Source organism: Olsenella sp. CU969, from assembly GCF_905219715.1.
Lineage (GTDB): Bacteria > Actinomycetota > Coriobacteriia > Coriobacteriales > Atopobiaceae > Granulimonas > Granulimonas faecalis.
Map to the genome: position 1 here is coordinate 1 of NZ_CAJMXC010000020.1, position 19,373 is coordinate 19,373.

The 19,373-nt window shown below is 65.7% G+C and carries 10 protein-coding genes and 2 tRNA genes; all 12 read left to right on the plus strand.

Annotated elements, in window-relative coordinates; translation table 11 throughout:
- The first annotated feature begins 361 nt into the window (after nt 1-361).
- The 12 genes from JX283_RS03630 (at nt 362) to typA (ending at nt 19,352) form a co-directional block, all read left to right on the plus strand.
- Nucleotides 362-1,936 carry a DnaA ATPase domain-containing protein gene (locus JX283_RS03630; RefSeq protein WP_204829386.1) on the plus strand — a complete coding sequence of 525 codons (1,575 nt, stop codon included), beginning with the start codon at nt 362-364 and terminating at the stop codon, nt 1,934-1,936.
- Nucleotides 1,937-2,157: 221 nt separating this feature from the next.
- Complete coding sequence (gene dnaN, locus JX283_RS03635; protein ID WP_204829387.1) at nt 2,158-3,261, plus strand: DNA polymerase III subunit beta; 1,104 nt, start codon at nt 2,158-2,160, stop codon at nt 3,259-3,261.
- A 3-nt stretch (nt 3,262-3,264) separates the two neighbouring features.
- A complete protein-coding gene (locus JX283_RS03640) occupies nt 3,265-4,359 on the plus strand; it encodes a DNA replication/repair protein RecF (protein WP_204829388.1) in 1,095 nt (364 codons plus the stop codon).
- 727 nt (nt 4,360-5,086) lie between these two features.
- Nucleotides 5,087-7,030 (plus strand): DNA topoisomerase (ATP-hydrolyzing) subunit B, encoded by a 1,944-nt coding sequence (gene gyrB / locus JX283_RS03645; RefSeq protein ID WP_239652456.1) that lies wholly within the window; start codon nt 5,087-5,089, stop codon nt 7,028-7,030.
- A gap of 17 nt (nt 7,031-7,047) precedes the next feature.
- A complete protein-coding gene (gene gyrA / locus JX283_RS03650) occupies nt 7,048-9,870 on the plus strand; it encodes a DNA gyrase subunit A (RefSeq protein ID WP_370583407.1) in 2,823 nt (940 codons plus the stop codon).
- 264 nt (nt 9,871-10,134) lie between these two features.
- Complete coding sequence (locus JX283_RS03655) at nt 10,135-10,659, plus strand: bifunctional nuclease family protein (protein WP_204406745.1); 525 nt, start codon at nt 10,135-10,137, stop codon at nt 10,657-10,659.
- 74 nt (nt 10,660-10,733) lie between these two features.
- A tRNA-Ile gene (locus JX283_RS03660) sits at nt 10,734-10,810 on the plus strand.
- Nucleotides 10,811-10,872: 62 nt separating this feature from the next.
- A tRNA-Ala gene (locus JX283_RS03665) sits at nt 10,873-10,948 on the plus strand.
- 2,822 nt (nt 10,949-13,770) lie between these two features.
- Nucleotides 13,771-14,427, plus strand: a complete 657-nt coding sequence (locus JX283_RS03670) for an ABC transporter ATP-binding protein (RefSeq protein WP_135977879.1) — start codon at nt 13,771-13,773, stop codon at nt 14,425-14,427.
- 255 nt (nt 14,428-14,682) lie between these two features.
- Complete coding sequence (locus tag JX283_RS03675) at nt 14,683-16,047, plus strand: ABC transporter substrate-binding protein/permease (protein ID WP_204829389.1); 1,365 nt, start codon at nt 14,683-14,685, stop codon at nt 16,045-16,047.
- Complete coding sequence (locus JX283_RS03680) at nt 16,047-16,820, plus strand: amino acid ABC transporter ATP-binding protein (protein WP_204829390.1); 774 nt, start codon at nt 16,047-16,049, stop codon at nt 16,818-16,820. Before JX283_RS03675 ends, JX283_RS03680 begins: the two co-directional genes overlap by 1 nt.
- 693 nt (nt 16,821-17,513) lie before the next feature.
- On the plus strand, nt 17,514-19,352 hold the full coding sequence (typA, locus tag JX283_RS03685; RefSeq protein WP_204829391.1) for a translational GTPase TypA: 1,839 nt from the start codon (nt 17,514-17,516) through the stop codon (nt 19,350-19,352).
- Nucleotides 19,353-19,373: the final 21 nt, after the last annotated feature.

A 19,373-nucleotide genomic window follows, 5' to 3' on the forward strand; every position in this document is an offset into this window, starting at 1 on the left:
GGGCGGTGCCGCCTCGACCCGCCGGCCGCCAGCTGCCAGCTGCCTCTTGCCACCCGGTACCCGTCACCCGCCACCCGTCACGGCACCTGAACGCGGTTGAGGGCGACCCTCTCGGCACCTGAATGCGGGCAGGGGCGGATTTCGCACGCCTGAACGCGGTTGAGGGCGGATTTTGACACGGCCCCTCGCCCGAAGTCGCCCTCAACCGCGTTCAGGTGCCGAGAGATATGCCGGGAGAGGTGCCGGGGACTCCAGGGGCCATGAGCGATGCAGCCGTCGACGAGTTTTCGACAACGGGCCCGGCGTCGCCGTCCATGCCCCTATAATGGTTCTCCCACTGTTTCCCGCACGAGGAGACCCCATGGACCAATCGATGCAATCGGACGCCCGCCTGCTCTGGGACGACGCCACCGACCTCCTGGCCGGCACCGACGCCCCCGAGCAGCTCGTGCGCATGATGGCGTCGTGCGACCCCCAGGACTTCTCGGGCGGCACCCTCACGGTGGGCGCTCCCTCCGGCTTTGCCAGCCGCGTGCTCGAGCGCGAGCGCCCCCGCCTGGAGGAGGCGCTGAGCAGCGCTNCCTTCGAGCCGGTGACGGTGGCCTTCTCCGCGCCGTCGCGCGAGGTCGCCGCCCCGACCCCGGCACCCGCCGCCCTGACCGCCCCGCCATCCCAGCCGGCACCCGCCGTCCAGGCCCCGGTGCCCGGGACCCAGCCGCGACCGGTCTCCACCGCGGGCGACCCCAACACCATGACCTACGAGGACTACCTCGCCCTGTACGGCAAGGGCTCCCCCTCACAGGAGCCGGCCGCCCCCTCCGGGCAGGACGCCGGGCCCCAACCTGCGGGCCGCGCCGCCAACCCCCTCGTGGAGCTCTGCGGCGAGGGCGACGCCAGCCTCACCTTCGACACCTTCGTCGAGGCCGACGAGAACCGCTTCGCCCTCCAGGCCGCCAAGCAGGTGGCCAACGGCTCCACGGCCTACAACCCGCTGTTCATCCACGGCAGCTCGGGCCTGGGCAAGACCCACCTGCTCCGCGCCATCCAGAACTACATCGCCACCAACGACCCGGAGCGCCAGTGCGTCTACCGCGTGGCCAGCGACTTCCGCGACGACTACGTGGCCGCCATGAACGGCAAGGACCGCTCCGTCAAGGAGAACCTCTCCCGCAACTACAAGGACATCGACGNCCTCATCCTNGACGACATCCAGCACATCGCCAACGCACAGGGGACCATGACGTTCTTCTTCGAGACGTTCAACCACCTCATCGAGCACGGCAAGCAGATCGTGCTGGNGNCCGACGTCCCGCCGGCCGAGATCGGCANGGACNAGCGCTTCACGAGCCGCATGCTGCAGGGCCTCCCCGTGGCGGTGCAGTCCCCGTCCCTCGAGTTCAAACGGGTGCTCATCGACACCTTCCACCAGCGCATGAAGGGCGGCGACGGCCCCGAGGCGGCCGGCGACCTCACCTCCGACGACCTCTCCCTCATGGCCGAGCGCGCCGGCGGCAACATCCGCTCCATCCGCGGCTTCGTGCAAAAGTGCCTGTTCACCTCGGCGGCCCTGGCGGCCGAGGGCAAGTCCATCGAGCCCGCCNACATCGTGGCCGCGGCCGCCGAGGTCTGGCCCGCCGACGGCGTGCTCATCTCCATCGACGACATCCAGCAGATGGTGCAGTCGCAGTTCTCCGTGAGCCGCCAGGACCTCGTGAGCAACAAGCGCAACAAGGAGATCGCCCAGCCCAGACACGTGGCCATCTACCTCGCCCGCGAGCTCACCGACTCCACGCTCCAGGAGATCGGCCGCAAGTTCGGCGGGCGCAGCCACGCCACGGTCAAGCACTCCATCGCTTGGGTGGAGGACCGTATGGACCAGGACCGCCTCTTCCACGACCAGGTCATGCGCCTGCNNGACCGCCTGGGAGGTTCGTGAACANGACCGCGTTCAAAACGTCGAGAAAGCCGTTCAAAACCGGCGCCCCGCTGTCGACGGGGTTTTCGACAGGCATCCCGGCTGTCGATTTCACCCCCGGTTGTGAACAGCTACAGATGTTCTGTTCACACCCGCCCACCTGCACCGTCGACGGTCTTGAACATTTCGACACGTCCTACTGATACCACCATGTATTCTTCTTTCTAAAGAAAGGGTTAGTAATGAGATTCACCGTAAGCCAGACGGCCCTGCAGAAAGCCCTTTCCGTGGTGATCAAGGGCACCGCCGCGTCCTCGACCCTGCCCATCCTCACCGGCATCAAGATCACCGCCGGGGAGGGGACCCTGGAGTTCCAGGCCACCGACCTCGANATATCCCTCAAGCACCGTATCCCCGCCAACGTCGAGGATGGCGGGGCCACGGTGGTCTCGGGCAAGATGANCGCCGGCATCGTGAAGAGCCTGNCGGACGCGCCCGTGNCCTTCGACTCCGAGGGCAACTCCGTGCGCCTCTCGTGCCAGCGCTCCACNTTCAACCTCAACACCCTCGACCCCAAGGACTTCCCCGAGTTTCCGGCCGTGGAGGCCGAGCGGTCCGTGGAGCTGNCCGCCGGCGTGCTGGCCACCATGGTCGACCGCGTGTACCGCGTGGTGTCCCGCGACCTCTCCAAGCCCATCCTCGGCGGCATCTACCTCACGGTGGACGAGAACCTCGTGCGCCTCGTGGCCACGGACTCCTACCGCCTGGCCGTCTGCGACACCACCCTGGAGACCTCGACCCTCACCGAGCCCTTCTCCATGATCGTGACCGGCAGCGCCTTCCACGACGCCCTGTCCATCGCCGACGCGGACGCCCCCGTGCTCATCGGCGCTGCCGCGTCCCAGGCGGTGTTCTCCTTCGGCGACACGGTCTACGTCTCCCGCCGCATCGAGGGCACGTTCCCCGACTACCGCCAGCTCCTGCCCAAGAGCTGCTCCACGTCGCTCGAGCTCCCGGTGGAGGAGGCCTCCGAGGGTCTGCGCCGCGTGTCGCTCGTGGCGGCGCAGAACCCGCGTGTGCGGTTCGACATCGACGCCGACGGCGACCTCGTGACCATGAGCGCCATGGACTCCGACGTGGGCGACGCGTCCGAGCAGGTGGAGGTGCCCGTGGAGGGTTCCTCCGTGGCCATCGGCCTCAACCACCGCTACGTCTCGGACTGCCTGAGCGCCGTGAGCGACCGCGAGAAGGTGCTGCTCGAGCTCCAGGGCGAGATGCAGCCCGCGGTGTTCAAGTCGTTCNNCACGCCCAACTACCTGCAGCTCATCATGCCCACGAGGCTCTAGTCCATGGGTCTTGCCCTGGTCCGCGCCACGCTGTCCGACTGGCGGTGCGCCCACGAGCTCGAGGTCGGGTTCTCCCCGGCCATGACCGTGCTCGTGGGCCCCAACGCCAGCGGCAAGACCAACACCGTGGAGGTGCTGCAGCTGCTCACGGCCGGGACCTCGTTCCGGCGCCCGTCGCCCGCGGACCTCGTGCGCCAGGGCTGCGAGGCCGGTCGGGCGGAGCTCCGGCTCGAGGGCGATGGGCGGGTGGTGGACGTCGCCTGCACCGCTACCGTGTCCTCGCGACGTTTCACGAGAAACGGCAAGGCGGTCCGACCGTCGGCCGTGCCGGGTACCCTGCTCTCGGTGCTGTTCACCCCCGACGACCTCGACCTCGTGAAGGGGCCGGCCAAGGGGCGCCGCGGCGAGGTGGACGGCTTTGGCAGCCAGGCCAACGCGGGCTTCTCCCGGGTGTGCCGCGCCTACGCGCGCTCCGTCGAGCAGCGCAACCGCCTGCTCAAGGACCCTGCCTGCGACCTGTCGGTGCTCGACGCCTGGGACGCCTCGGTGGCCCTGGGCGGCGCTACGCTCCTCTACCACCGCATGGGGCTCGTGCGGAGGCTCGCGCCCCTCGTTCAGGAGGTCTACGGCGACATCGCGGGAGGGGAGCGCCTGGAGGTGGCCTACCGTTGCACCGTGCCCGGCGTGGAGGAGGGCATGGGCCGCGACGCCATGGCCGACGCCATGGCCGCCGCGCTGGCCGCCGGGCGCGCCGACGACCTGCGACGGGGCGCCACCGGCGTGGGGCCGCACCGCGACGACGTGGACTTCTCCCTCGAGGGCAGGCCGCTCCGCACGTTCGGCAGCCAGGGCCAGCAGCGCACGGCGGTGCTGGCCTGGAAGCTCGCCCAGGTGCGGTTCGCCGAGGAGCGCCTGGGTGAGCGCCCGGTGCTTCTGCTCGACGACGTGATGAGCGAGCTCGACGGCACCCGGCGCTCGGCGGTGTCGTCGTACGTGGACACCGGCATCCAGACGGTGGTCACCACCACCCACCTGGGGTACTTTGACAGCGAGACGTTGGCGGGNGCCGAGGTGGTGCCCTATGGAGAGCGTGCCTGACAGGAACGGCGGCGGCCGGGCGCCGGGCCGCGGCGCCGTGGAGCGCCGCTGCGAGGCCGTGCGGGCCGGCGACCTCGTGGGTGCCTGCGTGGACACCCTGGCGTTCGGCGCCCGGGGCACCGAGAAGGCCGGCTGCGTGTGGAACCGCATCGCCGGCGACTCCGGTCGCCGCCACACCCGCGGCCTCTATGTGGAGGAGGTGGAGGGGGCCGACCCCGTGCTCCACGTCTACCTGGACTCCTCGCCCCTCATCCAGGACTTCCAGACCGACCACGGCCTCTACGAGCAGCGTCTCCGCTGGAGCGGTTTCCCCGTGAGCCGCGTGGTGTTCCAGCTCTCCCGCAAGGTGGGCACACCCAAGGCCGACCCGGCCCGCGTCGCCGCGCCGTCCGTGGCCCCGGTGCCCCCGCTGCCGCCCCTCTCGGCCGCCGACGCCGCCCTCGTGGAGGAGACCTGCGCCGGGTTGCCCGACTCCGTGGCCCATCAGGCGCGCTCTGCCATGGAGGCCTGCCTGCGCCGCGCCCGCGCACCCCGCCCACGGNGGCGCGGGTAGGCGGTTTCAGACCCCGTTGCCCCCTGTCCCGGTATCCGGGTACCTTGCGGTGCCCCAAAGGCGTCCCAGGGCCGTCGTGGTGGCCGTAGGGGCCATTTGCCCCCTATATCGACGGCCAAAAAAACGATAGACTGGATAAGTTAGGCTCAAGTCCCTTCCCAAGAGAGGACTCCCGTGGCAAAGAAGCAGGAATNCGACGGCTCCGAGATCAAGATCCTCGAGGGCCTCGAGGCCGTACGCAAGCGTCCCGGCATGTACATCGGGTCCACCAGCGCTTCCGGCCTCCACCACCTGGTCTATGAGGTGGTCGACAACTCCGTGGACGAGGCCCTCGCGGGCTTCTGCACCAAGATTCTCGTGACCNTCCACCCGGACAACTCCGTCACCGAGGTGGACAACGGCCGAGGCATCCCCACCGACAAGCACCCCCAGCGCAAGATCCCCACCCTCGAGGTGGTCCTCACGGTGCTCCACGCCGGCGGCAAGTTCGACAACAACGCCTACAAGGTGTCGGGCGGCCTCCACGGCGTGGGCATCTCCGTGGTCAACGCCCTGTCCAAGAAGGTCGTGGTGCAGGTCAAGCGCGACGGCAACATCTACGAGATGGCCTTCTCCCGCGGCAGGACCACCGAGAAGATGAAGGTCGTGGGCAAGGCCAAGGGCACCGGCACCACCGTCACCTTCTGGCCCGACGACGAGATCTTCGAGACCTGCGTGTTCAACTACGAAACCCTGCGCGACCGCATGCAGGAGATGGCGTTCCTCAACCGCAACCTCAAGATCGTGCTCACCGACGANCGCGAGCTCACCCCCCGCGTGGACNAGTTCTGCTACTCCGGCGGCATCATCGACTTCGTCAAGTTCCTGAACGACGGCAAGGAACTCGTGGGCGANATCAAGACCCCCATCTACATGGAGGGCGCCGCCGACACCGACGACCCAGCCAAGATGGGCGAGGTCGAGGTGGCCCTGCAGTGGAACTCGGGCTACGGCGAGAACGTCATGAGCTTCGCCAACAACATCTACACCCCCGAGGGCGGCATGCACCTCGAGGGCTTCCGCACGNCCCTCACCCGCGTGATCAACGACTACNCCCGCAAGGCCAACATCCTCAAGGACAAGGACAAGAACCTCGAGGGCTCCGACGTCCGCGAGGGNCTCTGCGCCGTGGTGTCGGTCAAGCTGGGCGACCCGCAGTTCGAGGGCCAGACCAAGGCCAAGCTCGGCAGCTCCTACATGAAGCCCCTCGTGCAGAAGACCGTGGCCCAGGGCTTCGCCGAGTACCTCGAGGAGCACCCCAAGCAGGCCCGCGCCATCGTCAACAAGGCGTCCTCCGCCGCCAAGGCCCGCCAGGCCGCCCGCAAGGCNCGCGAGGCCNCGCNCCGCAAGGGCCTGCTCGAGAGCGCCTCGCTCCCCGGCAAGCTGGCGGACTGCTCGGTGAGGGACCCGGCGATGACCGAGCTCTTCATCGTCGAGGGCGACTCCGCAGGCGGCTCGGCCAAGATGGCCCGCGACCGCTCCACCCAGGCCATCCTGCCGCTGCGCGGCAAGATCCTCAACGTGGAGCGTGTGGGACCCAGCCGCGCCCCCTCGGCGGAGACCATNCAGAGCCTCATCACGGCCATCGGTACCGGTGTGGGCGACGAGTTCGACATCTCCAAGGCGCGCTACCACAAGATCGTGATCATGACCGACGCCGACGTCGACGGCGCCCACATCCGCATCCTGCTGCTCACGTTCTTCTACCGCTACATGCGCCCCATGATCGACGCCGGCCACATCTTCATCGCGCAGCCGCCCCTGTTCCAGCTCAAGCCCAAGGGCAGCCGCGCGCGCAAGGGCAAGTACATCTACACCGACGAGGAGCTCGCCCTCGAGGTCAAGGGCCTGGAGAAGGGCAAGTACACCGTCCAGCGCTACAAGGGCCTCGGCGAGATGGACCCCGAGCAGCTGTGGGAGACCACCATGGAGCCCAAGANCCGCATCCTNCTCCAGGTGGGCATCGACGACGCCGCGGCGGCGGAGCGCACCGTGTCCGACCTCATGGGCACCCAGGTGGAGAAGCGCCGCGAGTTCATCCAGCGCCGCGCCAAAGACGNCCGCTTCCTTGACATCTAGACAGAGAGGTTTGACCTGTGGCAGACGACAAGCGACCCGGTGACGGCGGGTTCGACGACGAGCTCGACTCCGGCGTCAACGAGGGCGATCTCTTTGAGAACGACGAGGTCCTGGAGGGCGCCGTGGGCCCCGACGGCGACGTCGACCCCGACGCCGACGACGACATCGAGATGACNTACGAGGAGGACGGCGACGGGGCCGGCATCGGCCCCGACTCCATCGAGCTGGACTCCACGACGGGCCTGCTCTCCGACGAGGGCGGCACCCGCCTCGACCTCACCGACATCCACGGCGGCACCCTGAAGCCCATCGGCCTCTCCAGCGAGATGCAGACGAGCTTCATCGAGTACTCCATGTCGGTCATCGTGGCCCGCGCCCTCCCCGACGTGCGCGACGGCCTCAAGCCGGTGCATCGCCGCATCCTGTACGCCATGCTCGACTCCGGCGTGCTCCCCACCAAGCCCCACAAGAAGAGCGCCTGGACCGTCGGCGAGGTCATCGGCNAGTACCACCCCCACGGAGACTCCGCGGTCTACGACGCCATGGTGCGCCTGGCCCAGGACTTCTCCATGTCGGTGCCCCTGATCGACGGCCACGGCAACTTCGGCTCCGTGGACGGCGACCCCGCCGCCGCCATGCGCTACACCGAGAGCCGCCTGGCAAAGCCCGCCATGGAGCTCCTGCGCGACCTCAACGACGACACGGTGGACTGNCAGCCCNACTACGACGAGTCCATCATGGAGCCCGCCGTGCTGNCCAGCCGCTTCCCCAACCTGCTGGTCAACGGCTCGTCGGGCATCGCCGTGGGCATGGCCACCAACATCGCCCCCCACAACCTGGGCGAGGCCATCGACGCCGTGTGCATGATGATCGACGACCCCGACGTCACGGTCGACGAGCTCATGACCGTCATGCCGGGCCCCGACTTCCCCACGGGTGCCGTCATCATGGGTACCAAGGGCATCCGCGACTCCTACGAGACCGGCCGCGGCTCCATCTGCGTGCGCGCCAAGGCCCATGTGGAGAAGATCAAGGGCAACCGCCAACGCATCGTCATCACCGAGATCCCCGACCAGGTCAACAAGGGCTTGCTCCAGGAGAAGATTGCCAAGCTCGTCAACGACAAGACGATCGAGGGCATCTCCGACATGCGCGACGAGACCAACCGCAAGGGCATGCGTCTCGTCATCGACCTCAAGACCAACGTGGTGCCCGAGGTCGTGCTCAACAACCTCTACAAGCACACCCAGCTCCAGACCACCTTCGGCGCCATCAACATCGCCCTGGTGGACGGCGTGCCCAAGACCCTCACGCTGCGCGAGATGATCGGCCACTACATCGACCACCAGGTCGACGTCGTGACCCGCCGCACCCAGTACCGCCTCAAGAAGGCCAGGAGGGAGCTGCACGTCCGCGAGGGCCTGCTCGTGGCTGTGGACAACATCGACGAGGTCGTGCACATCATCCGGAGCTCCTACTCCGACGCCGAGGTGCGAGAGCGCTTCCTCGACCGGTTCGGTCTGGACGAGATCCAGTCCAACGCCATCCTCGAGATGCGCCTCAAGCGTCTCACCGGCCTGGAGCGCGAGAAGCTCGTGGCCGAGATCGAGCGCCTCAAGGAGGAGATCGCNTACCTCGAGGGCCTGCTGGCCGACCGCACCAAGCTCATGGGCGTCATCAAGGACGAGATGGGCGAGATCAAGGCCAAGTACGGCCGCCCGCGCCGCACCACCATCTCCAACGCCCCCATCACGCTGGACGTGGAGGACCTCTTCGCCGACGNGGACATGGTCATCACCATCACCCACGCCGGCTNCATCAAGCGCACCCCCGTGGCCGACTACCGCTCCNAGAAGCNCGGCGGCAAGGGCGTCCAGGGCGTCACCCTCAAGGACAACGACTTCGTGGAGGAGCTGTTCGTGGCCAGCACCCACGACTACATCCTCTTCTTCACCAACCTCGGCAAGGTGTACCGCCTCAAGGTCCACGAGCTGCCGGTGGGCGGCCGCCAGGCCAAGGGCAACGCGCTGGTGAACCTGCTCGACCTCGCCGACGGCGAGCACGCCACCTCGGTCTTCACCACGAGCGGCTTCCCGGCCGACGAGTACCTCATGTTCGCCACCGCCAGGGGCAACGTGAAGAAGACGGCGCTCTCCGCCTACGACCGCACGCGCCGCGACGGCATAATCGCCATCAAGCTCCGCGCCGGCGACCAGCTGGTCACCGTGCGTCGCGNGAAGCCCGGCGAGAAGATCATCCTCACCTCGTCTGACGGCAAGACCATCGTGTTCGACGAAGGCGACGTTCGCCCCATGGGCCGCGACACCGCCGGCGTCAAGGGAATCACCCTCAAGGGCGACGCGCTCATGCTGGGCATGGAGGTCTCCAACGGCAAGGGCGACCTCTTCGTGATCACCGAGAAGGGCTACGGCAAGCGTACGCCCGTCTCGGAGTACACCGAGCACAACCGCGGCGGCCAAGGCGTCTTCACCATCCAGATGACCGCCAAGAAGGGCGACCTCGCCGCCGTGANGGTGGNGGGCCCGCAGCACGAGCTCATGATCATGAGCACGGACGGCACGGTCATCCGCGTGAAGACGGCCGAGATCAGCCGCCTGGGCCGCTCCACCCAGGGCGTCAAGGTCATGAACGTGGCCGACGGCGACAGGGTCACGAGCGTGGCTCGCATGGTGGCCGGCAAGCCCAAGGCCAAGGACGCCCCCAAGGTCGACGAGGGACAGAGCTCCCTCGCCCTCGGCGTCGAGGCGGAGGGCGCCGACGACGAGCCCCTCGATGTGGGCGGCGAGGAGAGCTACGACGAGTCGCTGCTCGACGACTAGCCGGCCCGTCCCGAGGGTTGACCTCCATGAGGGGCCCGNTCGCGCCACNGTGCGGCCGGGCCCCTCGCGTCCCCGATGGTCCCCGGATTCCGGCTGGCGAATCGAGGGCCGTCACCGACGCCCTCGGATGGGACTTCGGCTATGCTAACCCTCCAATGCGGTCCACGGTGCCGCCACGGTTTTCTCGTTCGGATGGGTACGTACGGAACACGGGAGCACAGGCGACTTTCAAGAAGAGCACGCGAGAGACAAAGGAGGCGAGCCATGACGATGATTAGGGTCGACATAGAGACGGTGGTCATCGGCGGCGGTCCTGTGGCCTCCTTGGTGGTGCTCAAACCTCGGTCCAACAGCCGGGTTGAGCCCCTTCCCATCCGCATCGGCTCCGTCGAGGCCACGGCCATCGGCATGGGCGTGGAGCATCCGGGGACGGACCGCCCCATGACCCACGACCTGCTCGGGCAGGCCATCACCGGCCTCGGGGCCACCATCACGTCGGTGGCAATCACCAAGGTGGAGGGCACCACGTTCTTCGCGGAGGTCAACCTCACCACGCAGTCCGGCTGCCATCTCTCCCTGGACGCCCGTCCCAGCGACGCCATCGCGCTGGCCGTGCGCAGCAAGAGCCCCATCTTCGTGGCGGAGTCGGTCATGAACACGGCGAGCTACCCGGATTTCGACGCGGTCAAGCGCGAGCAGGACCGCCTGGACATCCAGGAGTTCGACAAGTTCATCTCCACGCTCTCGCCCGAGGACTTCACCACGGGTGCCGGCAGCGGCCGNCCCTGAGGCACCTCGGAGAAAAAATCCTCCGACGTGGGTNGACGGGGCGGGTTGGAAGGCATAGCATCATTTCTTGCGTTGGGCCCATAGCTCAGTTGGTCAGAGCGTCCGGCTGATAACCGGGAGGTCACAAGTTCGAACCTTGTTGGGCCCACCACTTTTTTGATAATAATCGCCCCAGCGTGAGCCGAGTCGCCGCTGGGGCGATTATTGATATATGGGGACGTAGCTCAGCTGGGAGAGCGCGGGCTTTGCAAGCCTGAGGTCGTGGGTTCGAGACCCATCGTCTCCACCATTTGACATATCGCCCGAGGCTTGCTCCTCGGGCTTTTTTTGTTTGCGGCGTCAGGCGGGTCGGCGTTTTGCCCTGTGTGACTGATTGTGCCGACAACGAGGGACTGCCGGGTCTTTCGGAAATTCGATTTAAAATCGAATTATGATGGGATGCCACTGGTATCCCAGTGTATCGTCTTTCGTCAAAGAGAGGGACAGATGCCCTCTCGCCGACGGTAGGGGGGTTGTGATGCGTAACCACGTGAGCTCCAAGAAGAAGACTGGGGCAGCTGCCTTCTGCCTGGCCGCACTGCTGGCAGGTTTCCTTGTCTGCACGCCGGCGCTGGCTCAGGACCTCGACGGCCACGACGGAAAGATTGTGCTCAGCGAGAACACGATCATGCCTCGCACCGTCGTCAGGGTTAAGTACGGTGCCTCTTGGGACTATGGTTCCATTCCCATCTTGCATGGATGGTCAAACCTCACCAGCTCGTCTCATTGGCACTCCTCTACGGTCACGGCAACTGGNAAATCAGCTTGCTCAATGGCCGTGGCACCGGGACGCACCTCCTACGCCGATCTTTGGTGGGCAGCGCCTACCTATAACGCCTATTACGACATCTGGTANGAGCCCTTTCAGGTGCCGCCGGCAAATCTCGTCCGGCGGCACTTTTTTCTTAAAAAGGAGTCCACCGTGAGAAGAAATCTTGCATCCTTGGTGTCTGCAGCGCTTCTCATGGCGTTTGCCTCGGTGTCGCTGATTGCGCTCTGGAACCATCTCGATGCACTGCGGATGGATGCCATTGGAAGCGGTGCCAGTACTGTGACGATTCAAGTCAGAGATTGCGCGAGTGGCCCCGATGAGGTGTTTGCGGGGGTCTCGGCCGTGTCTCAGGCTAACGACGTCTCGATCTTTCGTGTGTACGACGGCCTCGATGACCAAGGCCGCACCANCCGCAGTTTGGTAGGCTGCTTTCAGTGGGACACCTTTCCAGTCGACCAGCTGCGTTTGGAGAGCGGCCGGGTTCCCCAGTNCCCCGACGGGTTTTTGGNCAGCTATGAGACGGGGGACGATCGGCAGGTGGGTGTTCTCCACGACTTTGGCGGCGGCGACCCCCTTGTGGTGCGGCCGGTGACCGCTGCGATGGATTCGATGCCGTCTGTCAACGGCATCTATCGCATTGTGTCCACAAAAACCTATGACACCCAGGTTGTGCTCCAGAGCTTGGCCGGCGTCTTCGGGCAGTCCCCCGACGCATTGCTCAACGTGGGGACCAAAAGCGTTAGGGGAATTGGCCTTCTGCTCGTGATAGCCGGTGTGATCTCGGTGCTTGCCCTCGCTGCCTATGTGCTCACGATTGCCTCGGCTGCTGTCTCACGCGCTCCCCGCATTGGCGTCCAAAAAATGCTTGGTTGGTCTACTGGGGCCGTGGTTTGGGACATCGTGAAGGTGGCCTTCGGGTCCCAGCTGCTCTCTGCGGCGGTAGAGGACGTTGTCATTGTGCTTGTGGTCAAACCGCTTGGAACGACGTTTCCCGCAGTGCTCGTGGGCGTTCAGCTTGGCCTTGCGATTCTCACGCTTGTCGTGGGGTCCATCGCCGCGACCTTGGTCTCTCGAGGGGTCTCGCCGGTCACGTCCGTCAAGGGCGGCGTGTCCCTCAAGGGGCCGCTTTTTNTCGGGTATGGGGTGAAAATGGCATTCGCCGTCATGATTGTGATCTCTTTTGTGGCAGTTTCTTCCTCCCTGAGCGACATATGGCAGCAGTGGAGGCTGGAAGCCGTGTGGGGTGAGAAAGGAAACGACCTCTATGTGTTGGCTGATTCACGGCTCACCAATGAGGAGGTGGAGAGCCTCTCGTCGGGAGATCATTCCTATGGAAATAAATATGAAGATCTATATAAGATGCTCAACGACGAGTATGGGGCCGTTTACGTCAATGCCAACGCCCCCCAAGAGCAGGTGCAGGCAGGCATTGCGTCGCCCGACCTTGCGGCTTGTACCGTTATGAACGTCAACTCGAACTATCTCAAGCGGGAGAACGTGCTCTCCGAAGACGGAAGCAGCCTTACGGTTTCGGAGGGGGAGCACGGCCGCGTGGTGGCGGTGCCGTCGACCATGGGCAAAGAGGAGCGCAGGCATGTTGTCGATTATTTTAAGTGGCTGTTCGACTCCGNGTATCAGAGCGAGAAGGAGCAGTGGAATGGCTCCATCGAGGTAGTGACCTACCAAGGCGGCCGCGACTTCTTCTCCTACAACAAAAGGGTGCAGCCAGACCAGGCCAACATGGTCCATGACCCCGTGTTCAATATCGTCACCGATGCAAACGCGACCATCGTAGATAAGAGCGCGGTCGCCGTGATGGGGCCCGATGCCTCAATTCTCATGCCCATTACCCGTGAGCGAGCCGACGAGCTTGAGGCGTGGCTGGCCCAAAACGGGTTTTCCGAAAACCACATCCGCATCGACACGTTGGCCCATGCCTATGGGGAGCTGCTTTCGGCCATGGGCGCCGCAGTCGGGTCGACGCTCGCGCTTCTTGCGGCAGTGCTCGTGCTCGACGGGTTTGCCAGCGTATTGATTGCCCGTCTCTTGGTTTTGGGATCGGGACGGCGCTACTGCGTTGAGCGCCTGTTGGGATGGGGGTGGCTTGCTNNCTACGGAACGACGGTGGTCGCGGTGGCGGCCGTGGTTGCCNCGTCGCTGCTGGTGTCCCTGTTGTTTGGCGTGGGACCCGTCGCATCCGTCTGCCTCGCGGTAGCTCTAGCAGTGGACTGCGCCGTCTTTTTTCTGGCCCTTGGGACGTTGGAGCGGGTCCGCTCAGAGGCCCTGATAAAGGAGGTCTGATGAAGCATCAGGCACACACGCCCGCCGTTTCGCTTGCGGGCGTGACCAAGTCGTTTGGAGACCACCATGTGCTCAAGGGCGTCAACCTGCAGGTTGGATGCGGGTCCATGGTTGCGGTGTGCGGTCCTTCGGGCTGCGGGAAGTCCACACTGCTCGATATCGTGGGGCTGCTTGAGAGCGCCGACGAGGGGTCGGTCCAGTTGATGGGGCAGTCGGCCCCGCGCCCGAGGACGCGNCGTGCCACGCAGTTTGTCCGCGACAATATCAACTATTTGTTCCAATCGTTTGCCCTCGTGGAGACGGAGACCGTCGAGAAAAACCTCATGATGGCCCTCCGCTATGTGAAAAAGGTCAAGGCCGAGAAGCAAAGGGCCATTCAAAGCGCACTGGAAGCGGTGAGGTTGGAGCGGGTGGCGACCACCAAGGTATGCGCCTTGTCCGGCGGCGAACAGCAGAGGGTCGCCTTGGCGCGCGTCATGCTCAAACCGGGCAAGATCCTGTTGGCAGACGAGCCCACCGGCTCTCTTGACGCGGCGAACAGAGACGGCGTGGTCTCCCTGCTTCGCTCCATGGCCGACGACGGAAGGGCCGTGCTGGTGGTCACCCATGACCCCGCGGTGGCCCGCGCCTGCGACGTCACGGTCTCTTTGGGGTGACGGTCTTTGGCCAAGGGCTGTTAGGATNACTGGAAGAGGATACGTTGACTGGGACAAGGGGTGCGTCTTACATCCCTGTGAACAGGACGCAGGATTCTGTGTAGCCCTGTTCCCCTTGTTTATAATATAAGCTTACAGTTTATCGCCAGTCCTTGGAGTGTGTGGATGAACGAGAATAAACGCCGCCTGTGCGGCATACTGCCTGTGCTCGGGGCCCTCTGCCTTGCCGTGCTTCTCGCCTTTCCAGCGCCGACCTTGGCCGACGCTGACTCGGTGAAGGGCAAGACCTTCACCGTTACCACCGACACCACCTTTGCGCCGTTCGAGTATCGCGACAGTAACGGCGAGCTCGTGGGCATCGACATGGACCTCATCCGGGCCATCGCAAAGGAGGAGGGCTTCGACGTCAAGATCGAGTCGTTGGGCTTCAACGCCGCCATGGTGGCCACCCAGTCGGGAAACTCCGACATGACCATCGCCGGTGCCTCCATCACCGACGAGCGCAAGCAGACCTACGACTTCTCAGACCCCTATTTCGACTCCGGCGTGCTCATGGCGGTGCCCGAGTCCAGCGACATCTCCGGGTACGGGGACCTCGCGGGCAAGACCGTCGCGGTGAAGACCGGCACCGAGGGCGAGGCCTTTGCCAAGTCCATCGCCGAGAAGTACGGCTTCAAGACCATCTCCGTTGACCAGACCTCCACCATGGTGCAGATGCTTCAGGCCGGTCAGGCCGACGCCATGTTCGACGACTACCCCATCGTGGCCTATGGTATCGAGCAGGGCAACGGCATGAAGGCGGTCACCGAGAAGGAGGCCGGCAACTCCTATGGAGCCGTGGTGGCCAAGGGCAAGAACCAAGACCTTCTCCAGGCGTTCAACGAGGGCCTCGCCAAGCTCAAGGCCAACGGTACCTACGACCAGATCATGGAGAAGTACCTGGGCAACAACGCCGTCAAGGCCGAGCAGCCGAGCTTTGTGGGCCTTCTCCAGCAGAGCGCGCCCGCGCTTCTCACCGGCGTCAAGAACACGCTGCTGGTGACCGTGGTGGCCTTTGCCGGCGCTTTGGTCCTGGGCATCATCTTCGGCCTGTTCAAGATCGCCCATAACCGCATCCTTCGCGGGCTCGCCTCGNTCNACGGGTGGCTCTTCCGCGGCACGCCGCTGCTCATCTGGGCCTTCTTCTTCTACTTCGCGCTGCCTCAGGTCGTGGGCGTCAAGTTGTCGGTCTTTGCCGTGGGCGCCCTGGCCCTGGCCCTCAACGCCGGCGCCTATATCACCGAGATCGTGCGCGGCGCCATTCAGTCCGTCGACACCGGCCAGACCGAGGCCGCCCGAAGNCTGGGTTGCTCTGCGGGCCTTACCCTGCGCTCCATCGTTTTGCCCCAGGCGGCNAAGATCGCCACGCCTNCCCTCATCAACCAGCTCATCATCATGGTCAAGGACTCCTCGATCCTTCTGGCCATCGGCTTTGGTGAGCTGCTCTACCAGGCCCAGCAGATCTACGCGGCCAACCTGCGCGNCAGTGAGGTGCTCTTCATCGTGGCCCTGTTCTACCTGGTCACGATCTCGCTGCTCACCATGCTTGCCAACTGGGCCACGAGGAGGTTTTCCGAATAATGAGCGATAAGACCGCCCCCACCGACGTCCAATCTGCTGACGACGTCATCATCAGCGTGCGCGACCTGCACAAGTCGTTCGGCAAGAACGAGGTGCTCAAGGGCATCGACCTCGACGTCAAGCGTGGCGAGGTNATCACCATCATCGGCCCGTCCGGTGGCGGCAAGTCCACGCTGCTGCGCTGCCTCAACCGCCTGGAGGAGCCCACAAGCGGCACGGTGAGCTTCGAGGGCATCGACCTCACCGACCCCTCCGTGGACATCGACGCCGTGCGCTGCCGCATCGGCATGGTGTTTCAGAACTTCAACCTGTTCCCGCACATGAGCGTGCTCGAGAACGTCACCTTCGCCCCCATGCACAACCTCGGGGTCTCCAAGGAGGACGCCGAGGCCACGGCGCGCAAGCTCCTGGACATCGTGGGTCTTGCGGAGAAGGCCGACGCCATGCCCCGGTCGCTTTCCGGCGGTCAGAAGCAGCGTGTGGCCATCGCCCGGGCCCTGGCCATGAAGCCCGACGTGCTGCTGTTCGACGAGGCCACGAGCGCCTTGGACCCCGAGATGGTCAAGGACGTCCTCGACATCATGCGCCGCCTGGCTGCCGANGGCGACACCATGATCGTGGTCACCCACGAGANGGGCTTCGCCCGCGAGGTGAGCGACCGCGTGATCTTCACCGAAGGCGGCCTCATCGAGGCCCAGGGCTCCCCGGAGGAGCTCTTCTCGGAGAACCCGCCGAGCGAGCGTCTGAAGGAGTNCCTGGGCAAGGTCCTCTGACGCGGGGTCCCATGCCCCGNGCACAATCGGAAGCAACTGGGACGGGGGTCCGCATCCACCGATGCAGGCCCCCGTTCCCATGGCGCGACACGTGACAGAGGTGCCTGGCCCATCTGTCACGTTGCCTGTTTCTTGTCTGATGGCAGGCGCCGACAGGGGCGCGCCCTCGGCTCTCGGAGTGGTGACTCCATGAAGGCGGCCCTTTGGGTGTAGCGTTGTACAGTCGCCACCGCCATGCCGCAGAGGAGGTCCCCATGATCAGCCCCGAGCTCGACGAGCTGTCGTGCAACCTCATCGGCGAATGCCTCGACCGGTTGGCCGAGAGCGCCGACCTCGGCGTCGTGGCCACCGCGCTGGACGGGAACTCCATGCGTGTGACCTGCGCCTTCGACGACGACGGGGCCGACATGTGCCTCGAGGCCGCCCACGACTGGGTGCGCCGCCTCGCGGGTGGCACCCTCAAGGAGCCCGGCTTCTCCANGCCCGTGTGCTACGCCATCGCCTACGCCGGCGCCGTCGACACGGGGTCGGGCTTCTCCGACGCGCTCGTCACGGAGTTTGGGGAAAAGGGCAACGACGTCGACTACTCGGCCTTCCTCCTGCTCGACGGGGTGGGTTCGGGCAGCGCCCTCCGCTGGAGCGACCCGGCCCCGGCGGGGGAGACAGAACCGCTGTTATAAGAAAGAGAGCTCCATGCTGCAAGAGAACCTGAGAAACGTCGCCATCATCGCCCACGTCGACNATGGCAAGACCACCCTCGTCGACAAGCTGCTGCGGGCCACCGACGCCTTCAGGGCAAACCAGCAGGTGGAGGACCGTGTCCTCGACTCCAACGACCAGGAGCGCGAGCGCGGCATCACCATCCTGGCCAAGAACATCTCCATCGAGTACAAGGGCGTCAAGATCAACGTCATCGACACCCCGGGCCACGCCGACTTCGGCGGCGAGGTGGAGCGCGTGCTCCGTATGGCCGACTCCGCCCTGCTCCTCGTGGACGCCTTCGAGGGCCCCATGCCCCAGACGCGCTTCGTGCTGCGCCACGCCATCGACGCCGGCCTCGCCATCATGATCGTGGTCAACAAGATCGANCGCCCGGGCGCCCGCCCTGAGGCCGTGGTCAACGACTCCCTCGACCTCATGATGGACCTCGGCGCCACCGACGGGCAGCTCGAGTTCGCCATGGAGCACGTGGTCTACGCGAGCGCCGTCAACGGCTTCGCCCGCCTCTCCCCGGACGACGGCAACGACGACATGTACCCCCTGTTGGACATGGTCGTGGACTGCCTGCCCGCCCCCGACTGCGACCCCGACGGCCCTCTGGCCATGCAGTGCGTCACCATCGACCACTCCAGCTACGTGGGGCGCATCGGCATCGGCCGCGTCTACTCCGGCACCATCCACGCCGGCGAGCAGATCCTCGTGGTCAAGAACGACGGCAGCCGCGCCATGGCCCAGGCCAAGCAGCTCTTCACCTTCGACTACCTCGGCCGCACCGAGTGCGACGAGATCCGCGCCGGCGACATCGGCGCCGTGGTGGGCATCGACCGCACCGACATCGGCGACGTCTACACCGACCCCGAGAGCCCCGTGGAGCTGGAGCCCATCGAGATCGACCCGCCCACCCTCTCCGTGGTCTTCGAGGCCTCCACGAGCCCCCTCGTGGGCCGCGACGGCGACATCGTGGGCGCCCGCCAGCTCAAGGAGCGCCTCATGCGCGAGGCCGAGAACAACGTGACCATGCGCATCGAGGAGCTGGGCGACAAGACCGGTGTCGAGGTGGCCGGCCGCGGCATCCTGCACCTCTCCGTCCTCATGGAGGCCATGCGCCGCGAGGGCTTCGAGTTCCAGGTGGGCCGCCCCCGCGTGCTCTTCAAGGAGGATGAGCACGGCCACCGGCTGGAACCCGTGGAGCTGGCCGTGGTGGAGTGCCCCAACGAGTTCTCCGGCAAGGTCATCGAGGCCTTCGGCGAGTCCGGCGGTACCATGTCGAGCATGCAGGCCGGCGAGACCCACACGCACCTGGAGTTCAAGATCCCCACACGCGGCATCATGGGACTCAAGAACCGCATCCTCAACGCCACCCACGGCGAGGGCGTGTTCTACCACACGTTCTCCGAGTACGGACCCTACGCCGGCGAGCTGGGCGTGCGCAACAACGGCGCCATGATCTCCATGAGCACCGAGAAGTCCGTGGGCTACGCCCTGGGCACCCTGCAGGAGCGCGGCACCATGTTCGTGGNCCCCGGCGAGGAGTGCTATGAGGGCATGCTCGTCGGCGAGCGCTCCAAGCCCGGCGACATGGTGGTCAACATCGCCCGCACCAAGAGCCTGGGCAACCAGCGCAGCTCCACCGCCGACATCGCCGTGCAGCTCACGCCGCCCAAGACCTTCACCCTCGAGGAGGCCCTCGAGTACATCATGGACGACGAGCTCGTCGAGGTGACGCCCAAGAACATCCGCATGCGCAAGCGCATCCTCAACGCCATCGAGCGCAAGAAGGACAACGTGCGCAGGGGCAAGGTTTCCAAGTAGCCGTTCGCCCCCGTCGGCCGC